Annotated in this window: 36 protein-coding genes; 6 read left to right on the forward strand and 30 right to left on the reverse strand. The window is 46.1% G+C overall.

The window, feature by feature from the left end; all coding sequences use genetic code 11:
- Nucleotides 1-13: 13 nt before the first annotated feature.
- The 4 genes from OH459_RS10275 to cobA form a co-directional block, all read right to left on the reverse strand.
- Nucleotides 14-1,738 carry an SLC13 family permease gene (locus OH459_RS10275; protein ID WP_009698870.1) on the reverse strand — a complete coding sequence of 575 codons (1,725 nt, stop codon included), beginning with the start codon at nucleotides 1,736-1,738 and terminating at the stop codon, nucleotides 14-16.
- 210 nt (nucleotides 1,739-1,948) lie between these two features.
- On the reverse strand, nucleotides 1,949-3,379 hold the full coding sequence (cysN, locus tag OH459_RS10280; RefSeq protein ID WP_269986651.1) for a sulfate adenylyltransferase subunit CysN: 1,431 nt from the start codon (nucleotides 3,377-3,379) through the stop codon (nucleotides 1,949-1,951).
- A gap of 18 nt (nucleotides 3,380-3,397) precedes the next feature.
- The gene (gene cysD, locus OH459_RS10285; protein WP_005450539.1) at nucleotides 3,398-4,306 is read right to left on the reverse strand and encodes a sulfate adenylyltransferase subunit CysD; all 909 of its coding nucleotides are present in this window, start codon (nucleotides 4,304-4,306) and stop codon (nucleotides 3,398-3,400) included.
- Between the two features lie 58 nt (nucleotides 4,307-4,364).
- Nucleotides 4,365-5,240, reverse strand: coding sequence for a uroporphyrinogen-III C-methyltransferase (gene cobA, locus OH459_RS10290; RefSeq protein WP_050935616.1), 876 nt, complete (start codon nucleotides 5,238-5,240; stop codon nucleotides 4,365-4,367).
- A gap of 275 nt (nucleotides 5,241-5,515) precedes the next feature.
- Between cobA and cpdB the strand changes: the two genes are divergently transcribed.
- Together cpdB and OH459_RS10300 are read left to right on the forward strand one after the other, a co-directional pair.
- Entirely contained in the window at nucleotides 5,516-7,477 is a 1,962-nt protein-coding gene (cpdB, locus tag OH459_RS10295; RefSeq protein ID WP_269986653.1) for a 2',3'-cyclic-nucleotide 2'-phosphodiesterase, read from the forward strand.
- A gap of 147 nt (nucleotides 7,478-7,624) precedes the next feature.
- Nucleotides 7,625-8,197, forward strand: a complete 573-nt coding sequence (locus tag OH459_RS10300; RefSeq protein ID WP_269986655.1) for a Crp/Fnr family transcriptional regulator — start codon at nucleotides 7,625-7,627, stop codon at nucleotides 8,195-8,197.
- A gap of 67 nt (nucleotides 8,198-8,264) precedes the next feature.
- Here the strand turns inward: OH459_RS10300 and dbpA are convergent, their stop codons facing one another.
- Nucleotides 8,265-9,644 carry an ATP-dependent RNA helicase DbpA gene (gene dbpA, locus OH459_RS10305; protein WP_005430562.1) on the reverse strand — a complete coding sequence of 460 codons (1,380 nt, stop codon included), beginning with the start codon at nucleotides 9,642-9,644 and terminating at the stop codon, nucleotides 8,265-8,267.
- Nucleotides 9,645-9,790: 146 nt separating this feature from the next.
- On the opposite strand from dbpA, the gene OH459_RS10310 reads away from it, so the two are divergent.
- Together OH459_RS10310 and OH459_RS10315 are read left to right on the forward strand one after the other, a co-directional pair.
- A complete protein-coding gene (locus OH459_RS10310; protein WP_005450547.1) occupies nucleotides 9,791-10,243 on the forward strand; it encodes a GNAT family N-acetyltransferase in 453 nt (150 codons plus the stop codon).
- A complete protein-coding gene (locus OH459_RS10315) occupies nucleotides 10,244-11,104 on the forward strand; it encodes a DMT family transporter (RefSeq protein ID WP_256902033.1) in 861 nt (286 codons plus the stop codon).
- Nucleotides 11,105-11,180: 76 nt separating this feature from the next.
- Here the strand turns inward: OH459_RS10315 and OH459_RS10320 are convergent, their stop codons facing one another.
- Nucleotides 11,181-11,777: a LysM-like peptidoglycan-binding domain-containing protein gene (locus OH459_RS10320; RefSeq protein ID WP_269986656.1), complete on the reverse strand. Its 597-nt coding sequence runs from the start codon at nucleotides 11,775-11,777 to the stop codon at nucleotides 11,181-11,183.
- A gap of 231 nt (nucleotides 11,778-12,008) precedes the next feature.
- Here OH459_RS10320 and OH459_RS10325 point away from each other — a divergent pair, with 231 nt between their 5' ends.
- Both OH459_RS10325 and OH459_RS10330 read left to right on the forward strand, forming a co-directional pair.
- Nucleotides 12,009-12,629, forward strand: a complete 621-nt coding sequence (locus OH459_RS10325) for an FKBP-type peptidyl-prolyl cis-trans isomerase (protein WP_005450553.1) — start codon at nucleotides 12,009-12,011, stop codon at nucleotides 12,627-12,629.
- A 151-nt stretch (nucleotides 12,630-12,780) separates the two neighbouring features.
- Nucleotides 12,781-13,260, forward strand: coding sequence for a DUF2780 domain-containing protein (locus OH459_RS10330; protein WP_050907797.1), 480 nt, complete (start codon nucleotides 12,781-12,783; stop codon nucleotides 13,258-13,260).
- 156 nt (nucleotides 13,261-13,416) lie between these two features.
- Here the strand turns inward: OH459_RS10330 and rplQ are convergent, their stop codons facing one another.
- The 24 genes from rplQ to rplB all read right to left on the reverse strand — a co-directional run bounded on the left by rplQ (nucleotide 13,417) and on the right by rplB (nucleotide 25,188).
- A complete protein-coding gene (rplQ, locus tag OH459_RS10335; protein ID WP_005383141.1) occupies nucleotides 13,417-13,797 on the reverse strand; it encodes a 50S ribosomal protein L17 in 381 nt (126 codons plus the stop codon).
- Between the two features lie 26 nt (nucleotides 13,798-13,823).
- Complete coding sequence (locus OH459_RS10340) at nucleotides 13,824-14,816, reverse strand: DNA-directed RNA polymerase subunit alpha (RefSeq protein WP_005383143.1); 993 nt, start codon at nucleotides 14,814-14,816, stop codon at nucleotides 13,824-13,826.
- 24 nt (nucleotides 14,817-14,840) lie between these two features.
- Nucleotides 14,841-15,461, reverse strand: a complete 621-nt coding sequence (gene rpsD / locus OH459_RS10345; RefSeq protein WP_005383146.1) for a 30S ribosomal protein S4 — start codon at nucleotides 15,459-15,461, stop codon at nucleotides 14,841-14,843.
- A gap of 27 nt (nucleotides 15,462-15,488) precedes the next feature.
- Nucleotides 15,489-15,878 carry a 30S ribosomal protein S11 gene (gene rpsK / locus OH459_RS10350; RefSeq protein WP_001118870.1) on the reverse strand — a complete coding sequence of 130 codons (390 nt, stop codon included), beginning with the start codon at nucleotides 15,876-15,878 and terminating at the stop codon, nucleotides 15,489-15,491.
- Between the two features lie 18 nt (nucleotides 15,879-15,896).
- The gene (rpsM, locus tag OH459_RS10355; RefSeq protein ID WP_005450559.1) at nucleotides 15,897-16,253 is read right to left on the reverse strand and encodes a 30S ribosomal protein S13; all 357 of its coding nucleotides are present in this window, start codon (nucleotides 16,251-16,253) and stop codon (nucleotides 15,897-15,899) included.
- Between the two features lie 149 nt (nucleotides 16,254-16,402).
- Nucleotides 16,403-16,516: a 50S ribosomal protein L36 gene (rpmJ, locus tag OH459_RS10360; protein WP_000868186.1), complete on the reverse strand. Its 114-nt coding sequence runs from the start codon at nucleotides 16,514-16,516 to the stop codon at nucleotides 16,403-16,405.
- A 38-nt stretch (nucleotides 16,517-16,554) separates the two neighbouring features.
- The gene (gene secY / locus OH459_RS10365) at nucleotides 16,555-17,889 is read right to left on the reverse strand and encodes a preprotein translocase subunit SecY (RefSeq protein WP_005435093.1); all 1,335 of its coding nucleotides are present in this window, start codon (nucleotides 17,887-17,889) and stop codon (nucleotides 16,555-16,557) included.
- A 20-nt stretch (nucleotides 17,890-17,909) separates the two neighbouring features.
- On the reverse strand, nucleotides 17,910-18,344 hold the full coding sequence (rplO, locus tag OH459_RS10370; RefSeq protein WP_005450562.1) for a 50S ribosomal protein L15: 435 nt from the start codon (nucleotides 18,342-18,344) through the stop codon (nucleotides 17,910-17,912).
- 5 nt (nucleotides 18,345-18,349) lie between these two features.
- Nucleotides 18,350-18,526, reverse strand: coding sequence for a 50S ribosomal protein L30 (gene rpmD / locus OH459_RS10375; RefSeq protein ID WP_005450564.1), 177 nt, complete (start codon nucleotides 18,524-18,526; stop codon nucleotides 18,350-18,352).
- A gap of 7 nt (nucleotides 18,527-18,533) precedes the next feature.
- Nucleotides 18,534-19,037: a 30S ribosomal protein S5 gene (gene rpsE, locus OH459_RS10380; RefSeq protein ID WP_005435090.1), complete on the reverse strand. Its 504-nt coding sequence runs from the start codon at nucleotides 19,035-19,037 to the stop codon at nucleotides 18,534-18,536.
- A 14-nt stretch (nucleotides 19,038-19,051) separates the two neighbouring features.
- On the reverse strand, nucleotides 19,052-19,405 hold the full coding sequence (gene rplR / locus OH459_RS10385; RefSeq protein WP_005435088.1) for a 50S ribosomal protein L18: 354 nt from the start codon (nucleotides 19,403-19,405) through the stop codon (nucleotides 19,052-19,054).
- Between the two features lie 9 nt (nucleotides 19,406-19,414).
- Nucleotides 19,415-19,948, reverse strand: coding sequence for a 50S ribosomal protein L6 (gene rplF / locus OH459_RS10390; protein ID WP_005450565.1), 534 nt, complete (start codon nucleotides 19,946-19,948; stop codon nucleotides 19,415-19,417).
- 12 nt (nucleotides 19,949-19,960) lie between these two features.
- The gene (rpsH, locus tag OH459_RS10395; protein ID WP_005450567.1) at nucleotides 19,961-20,353 is read right to left on the reverse strand and encodes a 30S ribosomal protein S8; all 393 of its coding nucleotides are present in this window, start codon (nucleotides 20,351-20,353) and stop codon (nucleotides 19,961-19,963) included.
- A 29-nt stretch (nucleotides 20,354-20,382) separates the two neighbouring features.
- Nucleotides 20,383-20,688, reverse strand: coding sequence for a 30S ribosomal protein S14 (rpsN, locus tag OH459_RS10400; protein WP_004410442.1), 306 nt, complete (start codon nucleotides 20,686-20,688; stop codon nucleotides 20,383-20,385).
- A gap of 17 nt (nucleotides 20,689-20,705) precedes the next feature.
- Complete coding sequence (gene rplE, locus OH459_RS10405; protein ID WP_005450569.1) at nucleotides 20,706-21,245, reverse strand: 50S ribosomal protein L5; 540 nt, start codon at nucleotides 21,243-21,245, stop codon at nucleotides 20,706-20,708.
- Nucleotides 21,246-21,268: 23 nt separating this feature from the next.
- Nucleotides 21,269-21,586 carry a 50S ribosomal protein L24 gene (gene rplX / locus OH459_RS10410; protein WP_005435084.1) on the reverse strand — a complete coding sequence of 106 codons (318 nt, stop codon included), beginning with the start codon at nucleotides 21,584-21,586 and terminating at the stop codon, nucleotides 21,269-21,271.
- 13 nt (nucleotides 21,587-21,599) lie between these two features.
- Nucleotides 21,600-21,971 carry a 50S ribosomal protein L14 gene (gene rplN, locus OH459_RS10415; RefSeq protein WP_004410450.1) on the reverse strand — a complete coding sequence of 124 codons (372 nt, stop codon included), beginning with the start codon at nucleotides 21,969-21,971 and terminating at the stop codon, nucleotides 21,600-21,602.
- Between the two features lie 165 nt (nucleotides 21,972-22,136).
- Nucleotides 22,137-22,391 carry a 30S ribosomal protein S17 gene (rpsQ, locus tag OH459_RS10420; protein ID WP_005450571.1) on the reverse strand — a complete coding sequence of 85 codons (255 nt, stop codon included), beginning with the start codon at nucleotides 22,389-22,391 and terminating at the stop codon, nucleotides 22,137-22,139.
- Nucleotides 22,391-22,582: a 50S ribosomal protein L29 gene (gene rpmC, locus OH459_RS10425; RefSeq protein ID WP_004410456.1), complete on the reverse strand. Its 192-nt coding sequence runs from the start codon at nucleotides 22,580-22,582 to the stop codon at nucleotides 22,391-22,393. The genes rpsQ and rpmC overlap by 1 nt, the downstream gene beginning before the upstream one ends.
- Nucleotides 22,582-22,992: a 50S ribosomal protein L16 gene (gene rplP / locus OH459_RS10430; RefSeq protein ID WP_005379577.1), complete on the reverse strand. Its 411-nt coding sequence runs from the start codon at nucleotides 22,990-22,992 to the stop codon at nucleotides 22,582-22,584. Before rplP ends, rpmC begins: the two co-directional genes overlap by 1 nt.
- An 11-nt stretch (nucleotides 22,993-23,003) precedes the next feature.
- Nucleotides 23,004-23,702 (reverse strand): 30S ribosomal protein S3, encoded by a 699-nt coding sequence (rpsC, locus tag OH459_RS10435; RefSeq protein WP_005435080.1) that lies wholly within the window; start codon nucleotides 23,700-23,702, stop codon nucleotides 23,004-23,006.
- An 18-nt stretch (nucleotides 23,703-23,720) separates the two neighbouring features.
- Entirely contained in the window at nucleotides 23,721-24,053 is a 333-nt protein-coding gene (gene rplV, locus OH459_RS10440) for a 50S ribosomal protein L22 (RefSeq protein WP_005383164.1), read from the reverse strand.
- Between the two features lie 10 nt (nucleotides 24,054-24,063).
- Entirely contained in the window at nucleotides 24,064-24,342 is a 279-nt protein-coding gene (gene rpsS / locus OH459_RS10445) for a 30S ribosomal protein S19 (RefSeq protein WP_005431614.1), read from the reverse strand.
- Nucleotides 24,343-24,363: 21 nt separating this feature from the next.
- The gene (gene rplB, locus OH459_RS10450) at nucleotides 24,364-25,188 is read right to left on the reverse strand and encodes a 50S ribosomal protein L2 (protein WP_005450574.1); all 825 of its coding nucleotides are present in this window, start codon (nucleotides 25,186-25,188) and stop codon (nucleotides 24,364-24,366) included.
- Nucleotides 25,189-25,199 lie beyond the last annotated feature (11 nt).

Consider the following 25,199-nt stretch of genomic DNA (forward strand, 5'->3'; position numbering starts at 1 on the left):
GTAAATTTACAGATTAAAACGGAAAGAAGACCGGAATCAGCGTCAGTACTAGCACTGAATACACAATGGAAATCGGCACGCCAATTCGCACATAATCGGTCAATTTGTAATTCCCTACGCTGTATACCAACAAGTTGGTTTGGTATCCGTAAGGAGAGATAAAACTGGCACTGGCACCAAACAGCACCGCCATAATGAAAGGCATTGGGTCAACGCCATAGCCTACCGCCATGCTATAGCCAATAGGGAAAGACAGCGCCGCCGCCGCATTATTGGTGACAAGTTCCGTTAGCACCAGAGTCATGATGTAAGTTGCAACTAAAGCGCCAAACACGCCCCAGCCATTAAAGGCTTCGATAAACATATTGCCCATACGCACCGACAAGCCGGATGAAATCATCAATTGCGCAATAGATAACGCAGAGCCAACAATCACCACGATATCAATTGGGAAGCGACGACGAAGTTCAGAAAGTTGAATCACACCAAAGGCAAGTAGCGCAATCAAATACGCCGCCAGACCTTTGATAATAGGTACGAGTTCCAACAACGCACAGCCAATCACTGCAGCAAAGCCAAACAACACCAAGGCCGATTTATTCGCATCCAAACGTGCACTCGAATCTAAATCGTTCACCAACACGAACTCTTTACGATGCGCGCGACGTTCTGCTTCAAAGCGCTTACCGGGAACTAAAACTAACGTATCACCTGCGGCTAAAGTGATATTGCCTAAGCCACCTTCAAGACGCTCATGACCACGGCGAATCGCCACGACCACCGCATCAAATCGATCTCGAAAACGGCTCTCTTTAAGCGTTTTATGGCAGAAGGTCGCCGATGAGCTCACCACCACTTCCATAAAATTTTGTCCGTTGAGGTGTTGATGACCAAACAACGTTAAACCTGGGATCTCTTGTAGCGTCGCAACACTCTCTACATCACCACAAAATAGTAATCGGTCTTTAGCATTAAGCACAAAATCAGGACCAACAGAAGGTACACTGACACCATCGCGTATCACTTCAGCCAAGAATAGTTTTCTCAGTGCGCGTAAGTTATTTTCCGTAATAGTACGTCCAACCAGTGGCGAGCCCGGTTCGACACGAGACTCCAAGAAGTAAGGCAAGTCTTCTTGGTTTTGGTCATCGTAATTAGGCAAAAGGTAACTTAGCGGAATCAGAATCAGCACACCGCCCACTAGCACCGCTAAGCCAATCATGGTTGGAGTAAAGAAGCTCAAGCTTGGTAAGCCCGCATCCTCAACAAAGCTGTTGATGATTAAGTTTGTCGAGGTTCCAATCAGAGTCAGCGTGCCACCAAAAATCGCCGCATAAGAAAGGGGAATTAAAAGCTTAGAAGGCGCGTGTTGTTGATTACGTTTTATCGCACCAATTAATGACACCACAACGGCAGTATTATTAGTAAAAGAAGAAAGCAAAGCAGTAGAAAAACCCAACTTAGCGATCACACTGCCAAGGTGCCCTTCAGAAATACTGCGACTGACCCAACTGATTAATAGCGTTTTTTCTAATGCGCTCGATGCAAGAATCAACAACACCAAGGTCAGAAGTGAAGAATTAGTAAAGTTTGCCGCAATGGTATTGAGCTCAATCATCCCCGCCATAAACGCAATGAAAGCTGCCCCAGCAAATACGTAGCTTGGTTTGATTTTGGTTACGAGCAAACAAGTGATAATGCCAAGCAAAATCGCTAATACAAATCCTTGTTCCCACATAGCCAATCCTTACCAATAAACCCGATACGGGCACAACAACGACTCGTGCAAACTTAGCTGCACGGAGTGACAAACGAGTAACCAGACAAAAAAGCAAAGCAAGCGAAAAAGAACGCCAGAATGCTCGGTTTCTTGGGCTTCCGGAGCATTCTGGATTCGGGGGAAATCAGCCTGACGGGTTTCGCAATCCAGTCAGGCTAAGTGAACCAATTACTTCTTCAATAACTGGCTCAGGTCTTTAGCTTCCCAATGCGGGAAGTGCTTACGAACCAAAGCATTGAGTTCAAGCTCGAACGCAGAAACATCCGCAAGACCACGCTCAACAGCAGCCAAACTTTCTTTCACCATGCCGGCACCTACTGTTACATTGGTTAGACGATCGATGATGATGAAGCCGCCGGTATCGGCACAATCTTGGTAGTTATCCAATGCGACAGATTCGTTCAGCGACCACTCACACAAACCGATGCCGTTGAGTGGCAATTCAGCTGCACCGTGAGTAGAAAGATTGTTGATGTCGTACTGGTGACGAATCGCTTCAACGTGACCAACCGTCTTCTTACCAGCAATCTTAATGTCGTAATCACGACCCGGTTGCAGCGGTTGCTCTGTCATCCACACCACGTCAGCCAACAAGTGGTTAGTTGACTCTACTTGTGCATTTTCCAGCACCAGCAAATCACCACGACTGATATCAATTTCGTCATTCAGAGTCAGCGTCACAGCCAGACCTGCTTGTGCTTCCTGTACATCGCCATCAAAGGTCACGATGCGTGCAACGGTTGAGGTTTTGCCTGATGGCAGCGCCTTGATCGCATCACCTACTTTCACTGAACCTGATGAAATCGTGCCCGCAAAACCACGGAAATCGAGATTAGGACGGTTTACATACTGAACAGGGAAACGGAAATCACCTTCGCCTTTCTCATGGTCAACATCAACAGTCTCAAGTAGCTCAAGCAGAGATGGACCTTCAAACCAACTTAGGTTCTGTCCTTTCTCTACTACGTTGTCGCCTTCTAGCGCTGACAACGGAATGATTTGGATATCCGTCTCACCCGCTAGGTTTTCTAAGAACTGTAAGTACTCATCACGGATCTCTTCAAAACGTTCTTGTGAGTAATCCACCAAGTCCATTTTGTTGATAGCGACAACAAAGTGTTTCAAACCCAGTAGGTTAGAAATGAATGAGTGACGACGCGTTTGGTCCAACACTCCTTTACGTGCATCAACCAGAATCACAGCCAAATCACAGGTCGATGCACCTGTTGCCATGTTACGCGTGTATTGCTCATGCCCTGGCGTATCAGCAATGATGAACTTACGTTTCTGCGTCGAGAAATAACGGTAAGCCACATCAATGGTGATGCCCTGCTCGCGTTCTGCTTGTAGACCATCTACCAGCAATGCCAAATCTGGCTTTTCACCCGTGGTGCCTACGCGTTGGCTATCCGAGTGAACCGCAGCTAGCTGATCTTCATAAATTTGTTTTGAGTCGTGGAGTAAGCGACCGATTAGGGTACTTTTACCGTCATCTACCGAGCCACAAGTCAGGAATCTAAGTAACGACTTGTACTGGTGTTGTTTTAAATAGCCTTCAATACCAAGCTCGGCTAACTGAGCTTCAACTGCACTGTTCATTATCTTTCCTTAGATCCTTTAGAAGTAACCTTGACGTTTCTTAAGCTCCATCGATCCTGACTGATCGTGGTCGATCGCACGACCTTGGCGCTCACTTGAGGTTGCCACCAGCATTTCTTCGATGATGCCTGTTAGCGTGTTTGCTTCAGACTCAATCGCGCCAGTCAGTGGGTAACAACCCAAAGTACGGAAACGAACACTCTTCTCTTCAATCACTTCACCTGGTTCTAGCTCCATGCGGTCATCGTCTACCATGATCAGCATGCCATCACGCTCAACAACCGGTCGCTTGTCTGCAAGGTACAGAGGCACAATCTCGATGTTTTCTAGGTAGATGTATTGCCAGATATCCAGCTCAGTCCAGTTTGAAAGTGGGAACACACGAATGCTTTCCCCTTTGTTTACTTGACCGTTGTATGTTTTCCAAAGCTCCGGACGTTGGTTTTTCGGATCCCAGGTATGGTTCTTATCGCGGAATGAGTACACGCGCTCTTTTGCACGTGACTTCTCTTCATCACGACGTGCACCACCGAATGCCGCATCAAAACCATACTTGTTCAGAGCTTGCTTCAAACCTTGAGTCTTCATGATGTCAGTATGCTTTGAAGAGCCGTGCACAAATGGGCTACACCCCATTGCTAGACCTTCTGGGTTCTTATGAACCAAAAGCTCAAAGCCGTATTTCTCAGCGGTACGATCACGAAACTCGATCATCTCGCGGAATTTCCAATCCGTATCTACGTGCAGCAGTGGGAATGGAATTTTGCCTGGGTAGAAGGCTTTACGCGCAAGATGCAACATGACTGATGAATCTTTACCAATCGAATACATCATGACTGGGTTATCGAACTCAGCCGCAACTTCGCGGATGATATGAATACTCTCCGCTTCGAGTTGTTTAAGGTGAGTTAAACGTTGTTGGTCCATGTTTTGTCTTTCCTTTTTAAGCTTGAAGGCTCATTAGTCCCTAATCTTTGGTCTGAAATTATATGGAGCTGGCAATAGCACTTTTGTTGAATTCAGTACTAGACAAAAACCAGTCCAACTTTTGAGACAGACGCACAACTTCGCCGACAACAATCAAAGACGGAGCTTGAGCTTCTTTAGATAATTCAGATAGTTGAGAAAGTTCTCCGGTGAAAACTTTTTGCTGGATTTGCGTACCGCGCTCGATGATGGCGATAGGGGTTGAGGCTGCCCTACCATGTTTGATGAGCTGATTCTGAATATAGTGTGATTTCATCAGTCCCATGTAGATCACTAAAGTCTGATTCCCGCGCGCTAATGTCGACCAGTCCATGTCGTCACTTTCTTCTTTAAGATGACCCGTAACAAACAGTGCTGACTGCGCGTAATCACGATGCGTCAGCGGGATCCCTGCATAAGCAGTCGCACCCGCAGCGGCAGTAATGCCCGGAACTACTTGGAAACGAACACCGGCATCAGCCAAAACTTCCAATTCTTCACCACCGCGACCAAACACAAATGGATCGCCACCTTTAATGCGCACCACTTTGTAGCCTTGCTTGGCAAAGTCCACCAGCAATTGGTTAGTCTTTTCTTGCGGCACACTGTGGTGACCAGCACGTTTACCCACGCACACCAAAATGGTTTCGCTTGGAATTAGCGTCATGATCTCGTCAGACACTAGGTAGTCGTAAAGCACGACGTCAGCCTGTTGTAGGCAGTTAAGTGCTTTCAGTGTTAACAGCTCAGGGTCACCCGGACCGGCACCAACAAGGGCAACTTCACCCGGTTGAAGAGATTGCTTGCTAAAACGCGGAAGATCGGCAGCTCGGTTATTCGAAACCAGCCGAGGCTTGTTGATTGGAAAATTCGTTACTGAATCGTTAACTGCCATGTGCTTGCTCATCATCCATTGATATCGTTATGGATGGCATTATGGCGGTGGGTTTATATTACCGGAAATTCTAAAATTTCATTTTTTATTCAAAAAACTGCTAAGAAGCTTTTGTTAGGTCTCATTCAAAATGGTGAAAAAGGCATCACTTTGACACTTTCCTCCGCATTTAATTGCCTAATGTTCACAGTTTTCTGCATCTTAGCCTGAGCTTGCACTAATATTTGTTACATTACGCTGTACGACCCCTCTATCCCATTTAATTGGAGCACCTCATGAAAATGGCAGTTAATCCCGTATCCGTCGCAGTTTTAAGCGGTATGTTGACGCTTGCAGGTCCAGCAATGGCGGACACTATTAAGCTACGTATTATCGAAACCACCGATATTCACACCAATGTGATGGATTACGACTACTACAAAGATCAGCCTTCTCAACAAATCGGTCTTAGCCGTGCGGCAACACTGGTTAAGCAAGCTCGTGAAGAAGCTGTAAACAGTGTATTGGTCGACAATGGCGACTTGATTCAAGGCAGCCCGATGGGCGATTACATGGCAGCGAAAGGGATTAACGCTGGCGAAATCCACCCGGTATACAAAGCGATGAACCAGTTGGATTACGATGTGGGTAACATTGGTAACCATGAATTCAACTACGGTCTTGAGTTCCTGAAAAACTCTATCGACGGTGCGAACTTCCCTTATGTTAGTGCTAACGTTTTCGACAAGAAGACAGGTGAGCACTACTTCAAACCTTATCTCATTAAAACGCACACGTTTAAAGACACCGACGGTCAAAGCCACGAAATCAAAGTGGGCTACATCGGCTTCGTACCACCGCAAATCATGGTGTGGGATAAGAAAAACCTAGAAGGTAAAGTTTTCGCTGAAGACATCACTGAGACTGCGAAAAAGCTGGTTCCTCAGATGAAGAAAGAAGGTGCTGACGTAATTGTGGCAATTCCACACTCGGGCATTTCGACTGACCCATACAAGCTCGGCGCTGAAAACTCGGTTTACTATCTCACAGAAGTTGAAGGCATTGATGCGATTGCATTTGGTCACTCTCACGCCGTGTTCCCAGGTAAAGACTTTGCCAAGCTGCAAGGTGTCGACAACGCAAAAGGCACAATTAATGGCGTAACCGCAGTCATGCCAGGTCGCTGGGGTAGCCACGTTGGCGTAATGGACTTGATGCTGAAAGAAAAAGACGGCAAATGGCAAGTTGTTGAGAGTCAATCTGAAGCTCGCCCTATCTTCGACAAAGCCAACAAAAAGTCGTTGGCGAAAGCCGATAAAGGCATCGTGGATGCACTTGTTGATGACCACAAAGGCACACGTGAATTCGTCAATCAGCCAATCGGTAAAGCAAATGATGTGATGTACAGCTTCCTAGCGCTTGTACAAGATGATCCAACGATTCAAATCGTAAACCTTGCTCAAAAAGATTACGTGGAACGCTTTATCCAAGGCGACCCAGATCTTGCAGACATTCCAGTACTAAGCGCAGCTGCACCATTTAAAGTGGGCGGACGTAAAGACGATCCAAATGGCTTCACGGAAGTAGAGTCCGGTCAGCTGACTTTCCGTAATGCCGCGGATCTTTACTTATACCCGAATACGCTGGTAGCAATGAAGGTTAAAGGCAAAGAAGTTCACGAATGGCTAGAGTGTAGCGCGGGTCAGTTCAACCAGATTGATGTCAACAGCACCAAACCTCAGTCTTTGTTGAATTGGGATAACTTCCGCACTTATAACTTCGACGTGATTGATGGTGTGAACTACCAAATCGATGTCACTCAACCACCGAAGTACGACGCAAGTTGTAACGTGATCAACCCAGACTCACAACGTATCGTGAACCTGACTTATAACGGAAAACCGGTGGATCCGAAGCAAGACTTCATCATTGCAACCAACAACTACCGTGCTTACAGCGCGACTTTCCCAGGCACTGGTCCGGATTTCATCGCATTTGATTCTCCAGATGAGAACCGCTCAGTAGTTGCTGCTTACATCTCTCGCATCAGTAAAGAGCAAGGTGAAGTAACACCAAGTGCAGATAACAACTGGTCTTTCGCGCCAATCAAATCGGATAACAAACTTGATGTTCGCTTTGAAACCTCACCAAGTGATAAAGCTGCGCAGTTCATCAAAGAGAAAGGGCAATACCCGATGAAACGTGTCGCAACTGACGAAGTTGGTTTCGCGATTTACCAAATCGACCTGAATAAATAAGGGGTATGCCCAAGTAACCTCGAGATGCTAGGTTCTGCGAGAATGACTTGGGTATACTTGACAATGATTTCAAGCGGCTCTCATGAGCCGCTTTTTTGTTATCAGTAAAAACCGTTAGAATGAGAAAAACCGTTTCTGAGTTATCACATGCACAGCGATCTTTTTTCAGGCTTAATCAATCATGGCTTCCTCGAAAATGAGGCAAATCAGCTTATTGAACATGGGCAACAGCTTGAACTGCCAACGCGCCATATTCTCAATCACCAAGGTGAGTTCAGCTCGCACATCTACTTTGTATTAGAGGGATTGTGTCACGCCAGTTATCTGACCGACAAAGGGAAGGAATTCAGTAAAGAGTTCTACTGGGAAAAAGATTGGGTGATTGGCTTTGAAGGGCTTATCAAAAATCAGCCTTCGCCGTATTTATTGGAAACGCTGACACCTTGTCATCTGTTTTGCTTACCGGTTGAAGTGCTACATCAGTGGCGTGAAGAAAAGCATCCTATCTACTTAAAGCTGCTCGAAGCGCAACTGATGCATAAAGAAAACAAAGAACGTTTTATGTTGCTTTACTCACCAGAAGAACGTTACCAACTGTTTTGTCAACACTATCCAGACTTAGAACAGCGCATTACCGATAGCCAGATTGCCGCTTACTTGGGGATTACCGCGATCAGTCTTAGCCGAATTAAGTCGCGCTTAAAGAAAGGCAATGAATAAGGTCAGATAGGCTGGAAAAAACAAAGGCGCTCAATGTCGAGCGCCTTTGCATTAAATGAGGTTCTGCTTACTTCAGAATACGAGCACGGAATTGACGACCTTTCATCTTACCGTTACTGATAGTTTGCAGTGCTTTCTTCGCCACAGATTTCTCTACCGCAACGTAAGAGCGCATCGCCATTAACTGGATCTTACCCACTTGTGCACCCGTGATACCATTTTTACCAGTCAAACAGCCAAGGATGTCACCCGCACGTACTTTCTGTTTCTTACCGCCATCGATATTAATCGTCACCATCTTCGCTTGGTATGGCTGCTGAGTTGATTTCGCTGGCAGTGTTGCTGGTACCACATCCATATCTAGGTACTCTTCAATACGAGCTACACGTAGACCATCTTTCTCACCAAAGAAGCTGAACGCCAGACCTTTGCTGCCCGCACGACCAGTACGACCAATACGGTGAACGTGTACTTCAGGGTCACGAGACAGTTCGAAGTTAAATACTGCATCAAGGTTGTCGACGTCTAAACCACGCGCCGCCACGTCTGTTGCAACAAGGATAGACACACTCTTGTTAGCAAACTGTACCAGAGCTTGGTCGCGTTCACGTTGTTCTAGATCGCCATGAAGGTCCACCACACTGAAGCCTTTGTGATGCAGTTCATCTGCCACATTCTGTACTTCTTTCTTGGTATTACAGAACACTACTGCTGACTCTGGCTGGTGCGTCAGTAGTAGGTTTGCCAGAGCTTCATCGCGTGCTTCTGAACCTTCAACGTTGTAAAAGTATTGCGCGATGCTCGACGTATCATGTGTCGATTCTACTTTGATCATCTCTGGTGATTGCATAATACGTTGAGCAATCTGTTCGATCTTCTCTGGGAAAGTCGCACTGAATAGCAGTGTTTGACGTTGCTTCGGTGCTGCATCAATGATCGCATCGAGTGCGTCTTGGAAGCCCATTTCCAGCATGCGGTCTGCTTCATCTAGGACCAGCGTGTTTAGCTCTTCTAGGTTAATGCGACCTTTCTCTAGGTGATCAAGGATACGACCGGGCGTACCTACCAGAATATGCGCGCCATGCTCTAGCGAACCGATTTGCGGTCCCATTGGCATACCACCACACAATGTCAGTACTTTAATGTTGTGAATACCACGACCTAACGTACGGATCTCTTTCGCCACCTGATCAGCCAGTTCACGCGTTGGGCACAACACCAAAGATTGTACACGGAAGCGCTTCACGTTTAGGTTGGACAATACGCCCAGACCAAATGCCGCGGTTTTACCTGAGCCTGTTTTGCCCTGACCAATCACATCACGCTGATTCAAAATCGCAGGTAAGCTCAACGCTTGAATTGGCGTCATATGGGTGTAGTTCAATGATTCAAGCGTCTCTAGTAGCGCTGGATTAAGCCCTACTTGGTCAAAAGTTTGTTTGCTCACAGGGAAATATCCTCAGGTGGGATGAAAAAGAGGGCACATTATCGCCAGATTTGTCACGAAGACCAGTGAAAATTAACCATTGTTAATGAGTAATAGCAGAAAACGACGTAAAGTCAGCTGCATTCGCTCATTAATGGATATTGAAAATGATCAACTGGACTGCCCTACCTTTCTCTCAACTGACGACGACACAACTCTACGAGATGCTGCGCTTGCGCGTTGATGTCTTTGTGGTGGAGCAAACCTGTCCTTATCCAGAGCTAGATGGAAAAGATACACTGGAAGGCGTTTTTCACCTATTAGGTTACAAAGGAGATGAACTGGTTGCCTGTGCTCGCCTATTGCCTGCAGGTACCACCTACGACAATGTCAGTATTGGTCGTGTAGTAACCAAGCAAAGCGCTCGTGGTGGTGGTCTTGGACATGAACTGCTTGAGCAAGCCCTGCAACATTGCCAACAGCTTTGGGCAGGTAAAACGATAGATATCGGCGCACAGGAACACCTGATGGCTTTCTATGCGAGTCATGGTTTTGAAGTTATTTCCGAAAGCTACCTTGAGGATGGTATCCCTCATGTGGATATGCGCCGAGTAAGCTAAATGTCACCCCATCATCTGGCGTTACTATTACTGGTTATCGGCAACTTGGCGGCGTCACTCTCCGATGTCGCCGTTAAACTGATTGAAGGCGGCATTAGCCCGTTCCAATATATGTTTGTGCGCCAGTTGGCTTCACTGCTGCTCATCCTACCTTTCTATCTCAGACAACAACCGGATAAACGTAGCCTAAAGCAAGCACCTATTACCTTGTTGCGAGCGCATCTAATATTAATTGGTAGCGGATGTATGATGGTTGCGGTGACTCACCTCCCTCTGGCAACTGCAAACGCGGTTTTTTACGCAGCGCCGATTTTAATGTTGCCGCTGTCGATATTGTTCCTCAAAGAGCATCCTCCACTAAGTAAAATCTTGCTCACTTGCTTCGGGTTCCTTGGTGTCTTAGTGGTGCTCAGGCCGGATCATTTTCATTGGGCTGCACTATTTGCACTCAGCACGGCGACCACACTGGCGATGTTTAATATATTGGTAAGAAAGCTACCCAGTGAACAGTCTGTGGTCACCACACTTTGGTGGACCACGCTGTTCTCCCTGCCTATATCGGCGATAATGGCTTGGTTTTATTGGCAGCCGATTAGTTGGCAAGAACTGACACTAGTTATCGCAAGTGCAGTGTGCATCTTAAGCTATAACGGCTTGGCAGTAATGGCATATCAAAAAGCTCCAGCCGGAGAAATTGCTTTAGCAGAATACTCTGGCTTAGTGTTCGTAACACTCTTTGGGATATGGTGGTTTGACGAGATTCCAGATTGGCTGACTGCAATAGGGATCCTGATGATCGTATTACCGCTCTTACCATGGAATAAGAGAAGACAACTTGCCAATCAACAGGCACAAGATTGAGTTCCAGCAGCAAGTAAGGTGACAGACATAAAAAAGACGCGAATCATCGCGCCTTTAGAATGCTTACGAGTGAACGTTATTTATTACGTCCGAATGTCCCGTCAGATAAACGGAAGAACATCACCGACTCACCACTTTTCTCAAGTTGAAGCATATCTAATTTGCCATCGTCAGCGAGCTTGAAGCGCACCAATTGACCTTGCTTGATTCGACTTAAAGGTTTGTCGCTGCCTTCAATTTTAACTAGGGCGTTTAAGTCCGCCATTGGCAGTTGATTACTGCGGAATACTTGGGCCAGTGTATCGCCGTTCTTTACCATGTACTCTTTCCATTGCTCAGACTTTGGTTCTGAGTTTTGTGCAGAACGCTGCTCACTCAAGCTTTGTGCATTCAATTGAATGGCAACACGTTGATTCTCAACTTGAGTATCATCGATAAGTGCTTCAGTATCTTTTGGCACTGGAATGATCAGAAGCACCAACACCACAGGCACCAATACCATTAGTGCACGTTGATGTAGTTTTGGAAGACGGTGCCAAAACTGAGTGACAGGCTCGATCCTCTCCTGCCACTTCTCTTTGCTAAACGGCTGCTTCCAATCGATAGCAGCGAACTTTTGTTTCATCAATTCGACGTGGTCGACTTGCTGCTTTTTCTTTCTGCGACGATTCATTCTGATGAGTCCCTTAATACTTCTAATCTCAGTATAAAAATACCAGCGCGGAGAGTATATGTTTTTCGCCAAAGTAAAATGTAATTTGGCGTAAATTAGCAGAAATTTCACTTGGAGTAAGAGATAAGTCACACCCTCTGCTCCAGAATGCGACATTCGAGCTCAATCATTTAAACCGAGGCTCGAACCTGATATCCTGTGCCTTTATCACTCCTAACAAGAGCGACATTCATGTCTGAAATTAAATTTGAAACTGCAGAACAGAAAGCTAGCTACGGTATTGGTCTGCAAATGGGTCAGCAACTAGCTGGTTCTGGTCTAGAAGGTCTTAGCGTTGACGCTATCGCTGCTGGTATTGCAACTGCACTAACTGGTGACATGCCATCTATCGAAATCGATGAGATTAACAACGCGCTTCAAGAGCTACACACTCGTGCAGAAGCAGCTCGTCAAGAAGCAGCTAAAGCAGCAGCAGCTGACGGCGAAGCGTTCCTAAAAGATAACGCTCTACGTCCAGAAGTAAACGTTCTTGAGTCTGGTCTTCAGTACGAAATCATCACTGAAGGTACTGGTGAAATCCCAACAGCGGCGTCTCAAGTACGTGTTCACTACCACGGTGAGCTAACTGACGGCACTGTATTCGACAGCTCTGTATCTCGCGGTCAACCTGCTGAGTTCCCAGTAACTGGCGTAATCAAAGGCTGGGTTGAAGCACTTCAACTAATGCCTGTTGGCTCTAAGTGGAAACTATACATCCCGCAAGACCTAGCATACGGTGAGCGTGGCGCAGGTGCTGCAATCCCTCCATTTGCAGCTCTAGTATTCGAAGTAGAACTACTAGACATCCTATAATTGAGACCATTCTCAATAGCAAATTCGAAGCGGCGCACACTAGCGCCGCTTTTTTTGTCTAGAATAAACAGACTTGATCTCAATAACCTTACGTCTCAGTAATCTCAAGAAGTAAACAAACAATAATAATCGCAAGCCACATGGAGGTATTATGCGTAAAACACTCCTCACCCTAGCTCTGCTGTCAATGAATATTGGTACAGCTCACGCTTTTCTTGATGCCGTGACCAACAAAGATAACCAAGAAGGTTTAATGGACATGGTTAGCCAAGGTATGAATGCGGAGTCCTCTCCAATCACAGATTTACTAACGAGCCAATTACCAGTTTCGACTGAACAAGCCGCTGGTGGCACAAGTGCATTATTAGCTTTGGCACAAAGCCAACTGTCAGATCAAAATAGCAGTGAACTAAAATCTCTGATCCCAGGGATGTCGAGTTTGGATGGCGCACAAAGCTTGCTAGGTAATATTGAAAGTTTAAGCGCGGTACAAAGCACTTTTGACAAATTGGGGTTAGACCCTTCAATGATCAGTCAATTTGCGCCGGTGATACTGGGCTATTTGGGCGACCAAGGGGCAAGCGAGGGCTTACTCAAGTCACTAAGTGGATTGTGGGGTTCAGGCAGCTAAGAAGTTTCGCCTAAACATAAATTAAGACTAAAGATTCGATTATCAAAGATTAGTTTGAGAGGGGAGACGGAAAACTCAATTTGTTTCGCTTTCAAATACGACAGATACAAAAAAGCCGAGCTAATGCTCGGCTTTTTTTGTTCTTACGAACTGAGATTACTCAGCAGCTTCTTCAGCAGCTGGGCGATCTACAAGCTCAATGTAAGCCATTGGAGCTTTATCACCAGCACGGAAGCCAGCTTTTAGGATACGAGTGTAACCGCCCTGACGAGCAGCAAAACGTGGACCTAGTTCGTTAAACAGTTTTGCAACTACTTCGTTGTCACGAGTACGTGCAAATGCTAGACGACGGTTAGCAACACTGTCAGTCTTAGCTAGTGTAATCAAAGGCTCAACTACGCGACGTAGCTCTTTTGCTTTTGGCAAAGTAGTCTTGATAACTTCATGACGTACTAGAGAGCTAGCCATGTTGCTGAACATCGCTTTACGATGTGAGCTGTTGCGGTTGAGTTGACGACCACTCTTACGATGGCGCATGACCTAATCCTTCTAACTAGTATCGATTAATCTTCAGCGATTGATGCAGGTGGCCAGTTTTCTAGGCGCATGCCCAGAGACAGACCACGTGACGCAAGTACGTCTTTAATCTCAGTAAGAGATTTTTTACCAAGGTTAGGCGTTTTAAGTAGCTCAACCTCAGTACGTTGTACTAGATCACCGATGTAGTGAATCGCTTCTGCTTTCAGACAGTTAGCAGAGCGAACTGTTAGTTCAAGATCGTCTACAGGACGCAGTAGGATCGGATCGAATTCTGGCTTCTCTTCCTTCTCCTCAGGTACACGTACATCACGAAGATCTACGAACGCATCCAATTGTTCAGCTAGGATAGTAGCTGCACGACGGATTGCTTCCTCAGGTTCTAGAGTACCGTTTGTTTCCATATCGATAACAAGCTTGTCTAGATCAGTGCGCTGTTCTACACGAGCTGCTTCTACAGCGTAGGCAATTTTGTCTACTGGGCTGTAAGTAGCATCTACTAGTAGGCGACCGATTGGACGCTCGTCTTCTTCGTTATGGATACGCGCAGAAGCTGGAACATAACCACGACCACGTTCAACTTTGATACGCATTGCGATCTCAGCGTTGTCATCCGTTAGGTGACAAATAACGTGTTCAGGGTTAGCGATCTCTACATCACCGTCATGGGTGATGTCACCTGCAACCACAGGGCCCGAGCCTGATTTGTTCAAAGTAATGAACACTTCATCTTTGCCTTCAGCTACGCGCACTGCCAAACCTTTAAGGTTTAGAAGGATTTCAAGAATATCTTCTTGTACGCCTTCTTTAGTGCTGTACTCATGAAGTACGCCTTCGATTTCTACTTCTGTCACTGCACAACCAGGCATAGAAGATAGAAGAATGCGGCGAAGTGCATTACCTAGAGTATGACCAAAGCCACGCTCTAATGGCTCAAGAGTTACTTTTGCGTGAGTCGAGCTGATTTGTTCGATGTCAACTAGACGTGGCTTAAGAAATTCTGTTACAGAACCCTGCATTGTGTCCTCTCTTTAGTTTAAACCTTACTTAGAGTAAAGCTCGACGATCAATTGTTCGTTGATGTCAGCTGATAGATCAGAACGCTCAGGCATACGCTTGAATGTACCTTCCATCTTGCCACCATCTACTTCAATCCAAGTTGGTTTTTCACGTTGTTCAGCAACTTCTAGAGCTGCTTTGATACGAGCTTGCTGTTTAGCTTTCTCGCGGATAGAAACAACGTCATTAGCCGCTACTTTGAAAGAAGGAACGTTTACAACTTTACCGTTAACTAGGATAGCTTTGTGGCTAACTAGCTGACGTGCTTCTGCGCGAGTTGCGCCAAAGCCCATGCGGTAAACTACGTTATCAAGACGACCTTCAAGAAGCTGAAGTAGGTTTTCACCTGTGTTGCCTTTAAGACGCGCAGCTTCTTTGTAGTAGTTACGGAATTGTTTTTCTAGAACGCCGTACATACGACGAACTTTTTGCTTCTCACGAAGCTGAACGCCATACTCAGATAGACGACCGCGACGAGCGCCGTGTACACCTGGTGCGTTATCAATTTTACACTTGGTATCGATCGCGCGAACACCAGACTTAAGGAATAAGTCAGTGCCTTCACGACGGCTAAGCTTCAGCTTAGGACCCAAATATCTTGCCATGATCTTTCTCCAGTAATCTAAAAAACGTTATACGCGACGTTTCTTAGGTGGACGACAACCGTTATGAGGGATTGGTGTAGCATCAACGATGTTTGTGATGCGGAAACCAGCAGCGTTCAGAGCGCGAACAGTAGATTCACGACCTGGACCAGGACCCTTAACCATAACTTCCAAGTTCTTTAGACCGTATTCTTTAGCCATTTCAGCACAACGCTCAGCAGCAACCTGTGCAGCGAACGGAGTAGACTTACGAGAACCACGGAAACCAGAACCACCTGCAGTAGCCCAAGCTAGAGCGTTACCTTGACGGTCAGTAATGGTTACGATTGTGTTATTGAAAGAAGCATGGATGTGCGCAACGCCATCTGCAACTTGCTTGCGTACGCGCTTACGAGCGCGAGTTGGTTGTTTAGCCATTGTACTCTACCTTCCCGATTATTTCTTGATCGGCTTACGCGGACCCTTACGGGTGCGAGCGTTGGTTTTAGTACGCTGTCCACGTAGTGGTAGACTGCGACGATGACGAAGACCACGGTAACAGCCAAGGTCCATAAGACGCTTGATGTTCATAGATACTTCACGACGTAGATCACCTTCTACAGTGTACTTAGCTACACCATCACGCAGTTGATCGATCTGCTCTTCAGTTAGTTCACTGATCTTAACATCTTCAGCAATACCCACTTCAGCTAGGATAGCTTGAGAGCGAGTTTTACCGATGCCGTAGATCGCCGTTAGAGCGATTACAGCGTGTTTCTGATCAGGAATGTTAATGCCTGCTATACGGGCCATTATTCACTCCTAAGTGTTTCTATAAAAGAATTAGCCGCAGCAAAGCCCGTTATGGATACGCTGCGGAGTACTACTTCTTTTGCACGCAAAAGGTAGGCCGAGGAATATACTCGACCTAACCTTCATTTTCAAGTAAAAATTTCTGCTAATTAGCCTTGGCGCTGTTTGTGCTTTGGCTCACTGCAAATCACGCGAACAACACCGTTGCGCTTGATTACTTTACAGTTACGGCAGATTTTTTTAACGGAAGCACGAACTTTCATTGCTAAACTCCGTAATTGAAACTGAGTCTACCGTCGAATTAACGACCGTAGCCTTTCAGATTCGCTTTCTTCAACACAGAATCATACTGTTGAGACATCAGATGAGTCTGTACCTGTGCCATAAAGTCCATGATAACAACAACCACGATAAGTAGTGATGTACCGCCGAAGTAGAAACGAACGTTCCACGCGACCATCATGAACTCGGGAATCAGACAGATAAAGGTAATGTACAGTGCACCCGCTAGGGTTAAACGTGTCATCACTTTATCAATGTACTTAGCTGTCTGCTCACCTGGGCGGATACCGGGTACGAATGCACCGGACTTCTTCAAGTTATCTGCTGTTTCACGCGGGTTGAATACCAACGCCGTGTAGAAGAAACAGAAGAAAATAATCGCTGCTGCATAAAGCATTACATACAGCGGTTGACCTGGGCTAAGAGCCAAAGACACGTCAGTTAACCAACCGAACGCGCTGCTCTCACCGTTCTGACCAAACCACTGAGCCAGTGTTCCTGGGAACAGGATAATACTTGATGCAAAAATCGCTGGAATAACACCCGCCATATTAATTTTAAGTGGCAAGTGCGAGCTTTGCGCAGCAAATACTTTACGACCTTGTTGACGCTTAGCGTAGTTAACGACGATTCGGCGTTGACCACGTTCCATGAAAACAACGAAGTAAATTACTGCAAAAGCTAATACCGCGATTAGCAACAGAAGAAGTACATGCAATTCACCTTGACGCGCTTGCTCGATTGTTTGACCGATTGCAGAAGGCAATCCAGCAACAATACCTGCAAAAATCAGAATGGAAATACCATTACCGATTCCTCGCTCTGTAATTTGTTCACCTAACCACATTAGGAACATGGTACCAGTTACTAAACTTACGGTAGCAATTAGCGTAAACATGGTTTGGTTCATAACAACCAGATTATCGACCATGTTTGGTAAGCCTGTTGCAATACCAATAGCTTGGAATGTTGCAAGTACAAGCGTGCCGTAGCGTGTATATTGGCTGATCTTACGACGGCCTGCTTCACCCTCTTTTTTGAGTTCCGCTAACGCTGGATGAACTACAGTTAGCAATTGGACAACAATAGAAGCCGAAATATACGGCATGATGCCCAACGCTAATATAGATGCACGCTCAAGAGCACCACCGGAGAACATGTTAAACATTTCAACGATGGTACCTTTTTGCTGTTCGAACAAATCGGCAAGTACAGCAGCGTCAATACCAGGAATCGGCACAAAAGAGCCGGCTCGGAATACTAAAAGTGCACCAATTACGAATAACAAGCGCGACTTTAGTTCACTTAAGCCGCTCTGAGCACTACGAAAATCTTGTCCTGGTTTCTTAGCCATCTGTACCTCGTTCCTCGAGATTATTCCTCGATTTTACCGCCTGCAGCTTCGATTGCAGCTTTAGCGCCTTTAGTCACACGTAGACCTTTAACAGTCACTGCTTTGTTAATCTCACCAGAAAGAACAACTTTTACAAATTCGATGTTCTTAGTGATGATGTTAGCAGCTTTAAGGCTGTTTAGATCAACCACGTCACCAGAAACTTTCGCTAGCTCAGCTAGACGAACTTCAGCAGACACTAGGCTCTTACGAGAAGTGAAACCGAATTTTGGTAGACGTTGTTTCAGAGGCATTTGACCGCCTTCGAAACCTGGACGAACTTTACCGCCAGAACGTGATTTTTGACCTTTGTGACCACGGCCACCAGTTTTACCTAGGCCAGAACCGATACCACGACCTACACGCTTAGGAGCGTGCTTAGAGCCAGCAGCCGGTGCAAGAGTATTCAAACGCATTCTGATTACTCCTCAACTTTAACCATGTAGAAAACCTTGTTGATCATACCGCGTACACACGGAGTATCTTCAAGTTCTACTGTATGGTTGATTTTACGAAGACCTAGACCACGCAAAGTAGCTTTGTGCTTTGGTAGGCGGCCAATTGAGCTTTTAGTTTGAGTTACTTTAATAGTTGCCATGGTGTTCTTACTCCGAAATAGCTTCAACAGTTAGACCACGTTTAGCAGCAACCATTTCTGGCGACTTCATGCTACCTAGTGCATCGATCGTTGCACGAACGATGTTGATAGGGTTCGTAGAACCGTATGCTTTAGATAGTACGTTGTGTACGCCAGCAACTTCTAGTACTGCACGCATCGCACCACCTGCGATAACACCAGTACCTTCTGCAGCAGGCTGCATGTAAACTTTAGAGCCCGAATGGCGACCTTTCACTGGGTGGTGAAGAGTGCCTTCGTTTAGCGCGATAGTAGTCATGTTACGACGCGCTTTTTCCATTGCTTTTTGAATCGCTGCAGGTACTTCACGAGCTTTGCCGTAACCGAAACCTACACGACCGTTACCGTCACCAACTACTGTTAGTGCAGTGAAGCTCATGATTCGACCGCCTTTAACCGTTTTAGAAACACGGTTAACTGCGATTAGCTTTTCTTGCAAATCATTCGCTTGAACTTGTTGTTCTTTAGCCATCTTCCAACCCTACCTTAGAATTTCAGACCAGCTTCGCGAGCAGATTCTGCTAGCGCCGCTACTCGACCGTGGTATTGGAAACCAGAACGATCAAATGCAACTGCAGTTACGCCTTTTTCAAGAGCGCGCTCAGCAACAGCTTTACCTACTGCTTTAGCTGCATCAACGTTACCAGTGTATTTCACTTGCTCACGGATCGCTTTTTCTACAGTAGAAGCTGCTGCGATAACCTCAGAGCCATTAGCCGCGATAACCTGTGCGTACACGTGACGAGGAGTACGGTGTACAACTAGGCGAGTCGCACCCAGTTCTGCAATCTTACGACGTGCACGTGTAGCACGACGGATGCGAGATGCTTTCTTATCCATAGTGTTACCTTACTTCTTCTTAGCTTCTTTAGTACGCACATTTTCATCTGCGTAACGAACACCTTTACCTTTGTAAGGCTCAGGTTGACGGTAAGAACGAATGTCAGCCGCAACTTGACCAACTAGTTGCTTATCACAACCAGTGATGATGATTTCAGTTTGGCTTGGACATTCAGCTTTAATACCCGCTGGCAACTCGTGCTCAACTGGGTGAGAGAAGCCTAGTGTTAGACCTACAGCGTTGCCTTTGATAGCAGCACGGTAACCAACACCTTTAAGAGTTAGCTTCTTAGTAAAGCCTTCAGTAACACCAACAACCATGTTGTTAACTAGAGCGCGAGCTGTACCAGCTTGTGCCCATGCGTTAGCAACACCTTCTTTAGGACCGAAAGTTAGGTTGTTTTCTTCCTGAGCGATTACTACAGCGTTGTTAAGAACGCGAGATAGTTCGCCCTTAGCACCTTTTACAGTGATTTCTTGGCCGTTTAGTTTCACCTCTACGCCAGCTGGAATAGCGACAGGTGCTTTAGCAACACGAGACATATTCTACTCCTATTAAGCTACGTAGCAGATGATTTCACCACCAAGACCTGCTTTACGTGCAGCGCGGTCTGACATAAGACCCTTGGAAGTAGAAACGATAGCAATACCAAGACCACCCATTACAGAAGGAAGTTGATCTTTCTTCTTGTAAACACGTAGACCTGGACGAGAAACACGTTTAAGTTGCTCGATTACTGGTTTAGCTTGGAAGTACTTAAGAGTAACTTCTAGCTCAGGTTTTGCTTCGCCTTCAACAGCGAAGTCAACGATGTAACCTTCAGCTTTTAGTAGTGCAGCGATTGCAACTTTAAGCTTTGAAGAAGGCATTTTAACAGCAACTTTGTTTGCTGCCTGACCGTTACGAACACGGGTCAGCATATCCGAAATCGGATCTTGCATGCTCATATGATTTACTCCAAATGATTAAGTGGCAATTACCAGCTAGCCTTACGAAGACCCGGAATCTCGCCTTTCATGCAAGCTTCACGAACCTTAATACGGCTTAGACCGAACTTACGTAGGTAACCGTGTGGACGACCAGTTTGGTTACAACGGTTGCGCTGACGTGATGCACTTGAATCACGTGGAAGAGATTGCAGTGTAAGAACCGCATTCCAACGATCTTCTTCAGATGCGTTTACATCGCTGATGATAGCTTTTAGCGCTGCACGCTTTTCAGCGAACTTAGCTACTAGCTTCGCACGTTTTGCTTCACGTGCTTTCATTGAATTTTTAGCCATAACAGTAACCCTTCACCTTACTTACGGAATGGGAAGTTAAAGGCAGCCAGCAGAGCACGGCCTTCCTCATCAGTACCAGCAGACGTCGTAATAGTGATGTCTAGACCGCGTACTCGATCAACTTTATCAAAGTCGATTTCCGGGAAGATGATTTGCTCGCGAACGCCCATGCTGTAGTTACCGCGACCGTCAAAAGACTTAGCGCTAACACCACGGAAGTCACGTACTCGTGGAAGAGCGATCGAAATTAGACGCTCAAGAAAATCCCACATACGTTCGCCACGCAAGGTTACTTTACAACCGATAGGGTAGCCTTCACGGATTTTGAAACCTGCAACAGATTTACGAGCTTTAGTGATAAGTGGCTTTTGACCAGAGATCGTTGCCATATCAGCAGCTGCGTTTTCTAGCAGTTTCTTATCGTTGATTGCTTCACCAACACCCATGTTTAGGGTGATTTTCTCGATTCTAGGGACTTGCATGACGCTTGTGTAGCTAAACTGTTTGGTCAGTTCAGCGACTACAGACGACTTGTAGTAATCATGCAGTTTCGCCATAGTAGAACTCCAAATTACTTCTATTAGTTAGAAACGATTTCGTTGTTAGACTTAAAGAAACGAACTTTCTTACCATCTTCAAAACGGAAACCGATACGGTCAGCTTTACCAGTAGCTGCGTTAAAGATCGCCACGTTAGAAACGTCGATTGCTGCTTCTTGCTCTACGATACCGCCTTGGATACCTAGTGCAGGAACAGGTTTCTGGTGTTTCTTAACAAGGTTGATACCTTCAACGATAACTTTACCAGTTGCTAGGACCTTAGTTACTTTACCTTTCTTGCCTTTGTCTTTACCAGCAAGAACGATTACTTCGTCATTACGACGGATTTTAGCTGCCATTTCTACGTGCTCCTTACAGAACTTCTGGAGCCAGTGAAACGATCTTCATGAACTTATCGCCACGAAGTTCGCGTGTCACAGGACCAAAGATACGTGTACCGATTGGTTGCTCAGTGTTGTCGTTCAACAATACACAAGCATTTCGGTCGAAGCGAATGACAGAACCGTCAGGACGACGTACGCCTTTACGGGTGCGCACTACCACCGCCTTCAGAACGTCACCTTTTTTAACTTTACCGCGAGGAATTGCTTCCTTAACAGTAACTTTGATAACGTCACCGATATGTGCATAACGGCGGTGAGAGCCACCCAGAACCTTAATACACATTACGCTGCGTGCGCCTGAGTTATCAGCTGCGTCCAGCATACTTTGCATTTGGATCATGTTAGTGCTCCGCTAAATAATAAAAAAACTAGACCCTCTCGGGTCGGGCTGCCTCTTTAAAAGGGACGCGAATTGTACCACCCTTTTTTGTGATTGGGTAGTCAAAAAATAAACGGCTCCAAAAATAATTTTTGGAGCCGTTTGTCAATCATAGATTGGGGAAGATTACATCTTCGCCTTTTCTACAACTTTAACCAAAGTCCAAGACTTAGTCTTAGACAGTGGACGACACTCTGCGATTTCAACTTTGTCGCCTAGGCCACATTCGTTGTTCTCGTCGTGTGCGTGTACTTTAGTCGTGCGCTTTACGAATTTACCGTAAATTGGGTGTTTAACCATGCGCTCGATAGCAACTACGATAGACTTGTCCATCTTGTCGCTAACAACACGACCTTGTTGAGTACGTTTTACTTCGCTCATTATGCGCCTGCCTTCTCAGTCAAAACAGTTTTCACACGTGCGATATCACGGCGTACAGCTTTCAGAGTATGAGTTTGCTGTAGCTGGCCAGTTGCAGCTTGCATGCGCAAGTTGAACTGTTCACGTAGCAAATTCAATAGCTCAGCGTTAAGCTCTTCAACGCTTTTCTCGCGTAGATCTTGTGCTTTCATCACATCACCTGCTTAGTTACAAATGTAGTTTTGAATGGCAGTTTACGAGCCGCTAGGCGGAACGCTTCACGAGCCAATTCTTCAGGTACACCACCCATTTCGTACATAACCTTACCAGGTTGGATTTGGGCTACCCAGTACTCAACGTTACCTTTACCCTTACCTTGACGAACTTCAAGTGGTTTTTCTGTGATTGGTTTGTCTGGGAACACACGGATCCAGATTTTACCTTGACGCTTAACGTGACGTGTCATTGCACGACGTGCCGCTTCAATTTGACGAGCAGTTAGACGACCACGGCCAACAGCTTTAAGACCGAATTCGCCGAAGCTTACATCAGTACCTTTAGCTAGACCACGGTTACGACCTGTCTGAACCTTACGGAACTTAGTACGTTTAGGTTGTAGCATCTGTCGACTCCTTACTTACGGCCTTTACGCTGCTTCTTAGGCTTGTCGCCTTTAGGCTCTACAGCGTTAGCTGCTGGCATACCACCTAGGATCTCACCTTTGAAGATCCAAGTTTTAATGCCGATCACACCGTATTGAGTGTGAGCCGAAGAAGTTGCGTAATCAATGTCTGCACGTAGAGTGTGTAGAGGTACACGACCTTCACGGTACCACTCAGAACGTGCGATTTCAGCGCCGCCTAGACGACCGCTTACTTCTACTTTGATGCCTTTAGCACCTAGACGCATTGCGTTTTGTACCGCGCGCTTCATAGCACGACGGAACATAACACGACGCTCTAGTTGAGACGCGATGCTGTCACCAACAAGTTGTGCATCAAGTTCAGGCTTACGTACTTCAGCGATGTTAATTTGCGCTGGTACACCTGCAATTTTTGCTACAGCTGCGCGTAGTTTCTCAACGTCTTCACCTTTCTTACCGATTACAACGCCTGGACGAGCAGTGTGAATAGTCACACGGATGCTCTTAGCAGGACGCTCGATAACGATGCGTGAAAGAGACGCTTTTTGTAGTTCCTTAGTTAGGAACTGACGTACCTTGAAGTCGCCGTCTAGGTTGTCAGCGAAATCTTTGGTGTTAGCAAACCATGTAGCATTCCAAGGCTTAACGATGCCAAGACGAATACCATTAGGATGTACTTTTTGACCCATTGCTTACTCTCCTAGTCTCTAGCGATCTGCTACAACAACAGTGATGTGGCTTGAACGCTTCAAGATACGATCCGCACGACCTTTAGCACGAGGCATAATACGCTTCATGGTTGGGCCTTCATCTACAAAGATTTTTGCGACATTCAGATCGTCAATATCTGCACCTTCGTTGTGCTCCGCGTTAGCGATAGCAGACTCTAGAACTTTCTTAACTAGAGCAGCAGCTTTTTTGTTGCTGAACGTTAGAATTTCTAGAGCTTGGTCAACAGATTTACCACGAATTAGATCCGCAACTAAGCGAGCTTTCTGAGGCGAAATGCGAGCAAAGTTATGTTTAGCAATAGCTTCCATTATTTACTCCTTAACGCTTCTTAGCTTTCTTATCCGCAGCGTGACCGCGGTAAGTACGTGTTGGTGCGAATTCACCTAGTTTGTGACCGATCATTTCTTCGGTTACGAAAACAGGTACGTGCTGACGACCATTATGGACAGCGATGGTCAAACCGATCATCGATGGGATGATCATTGAACGACGGGACCAAGTCTTAAGTGGCTTTTTGTCTCCGCTTTCCACCGCTTTCTCTACCTTCTTCAGCAAGTGTAGGTCAATAAATGGACCTTTCTTGAGAGAACGTGGCATGGCGATTCCTCTTTATATAGATTACTTGTTACGACGACGTACGATGTACTTGTCAGTGCGTTTGTTCTTACGAGTCTTGAAGCCTTTAGTTGGCATACCCCAAGGAGATACTGGATGACGGCCACCAGAAGTACGACCTTCACCACCACCGTGTGGGTGATCAACCGGGTTCATTACTACACCACGTACGGTTGGACGTACGCCGCGCCAGCGTGAAGCACCAGCTTTACCAAGTTCACGTAGCATGTGCTCAGAGTTACCAACTTCACCGATTGTTGCACGGCCTTCAGAAAGAACTTTGCGCATTTCGCCAGAACGTAGACGGATAGTTACGTACGCACCGTCGCGAGCAACGATTTGAGCGTAAGCACCAGCCGAACGAGCTAGCTGACCACCTTTACCAGGTTTTAGTTCAACGTTGTGTACAGTTGAACCTACTGGGATGTTACGCATTGGTAGAGTGTTACCAGCTTTAATCGGTGCATCAACACCAGATTGGATAACATCACCAGCTTGAACACCTTTAGGTGCTAGGATGTAGCGACGCTCACCGTCTTTGTAAAGAACTAGAGCAATGTTTGCGCTACGGTTTGGATCGTATTCTAGACGCTCAACTGTCGCTGGGATACCGTCTTTAGTACGTTTGAAGTCAACTACACGGTAGTGGTGCTTGTGACCACCGCCGATGTGACGTACTGTGATACGACCGTTGTTGTTACGACCACCGTTCTTAGAGTTTTTCTCTAGAAGTGGTGCGTATGGCTTGCCCTTGTGTAGGTCAGCGTTAACAACTTTAACAACGTGACGACGACCAGGGGAAGTCGGCTTACATTTAACAATAGCCATTCTTAACTACT

The sequence above is a fragment of the Vibrio sp. MM46 genome, from assembly GCF_027587135.1.
Lineage (GTDB): Bacteria > Pseudomonadota > Gammaproteobacteria > Enterobacterales > Vibrionaceae > Vibrio > Vibrio harveyi.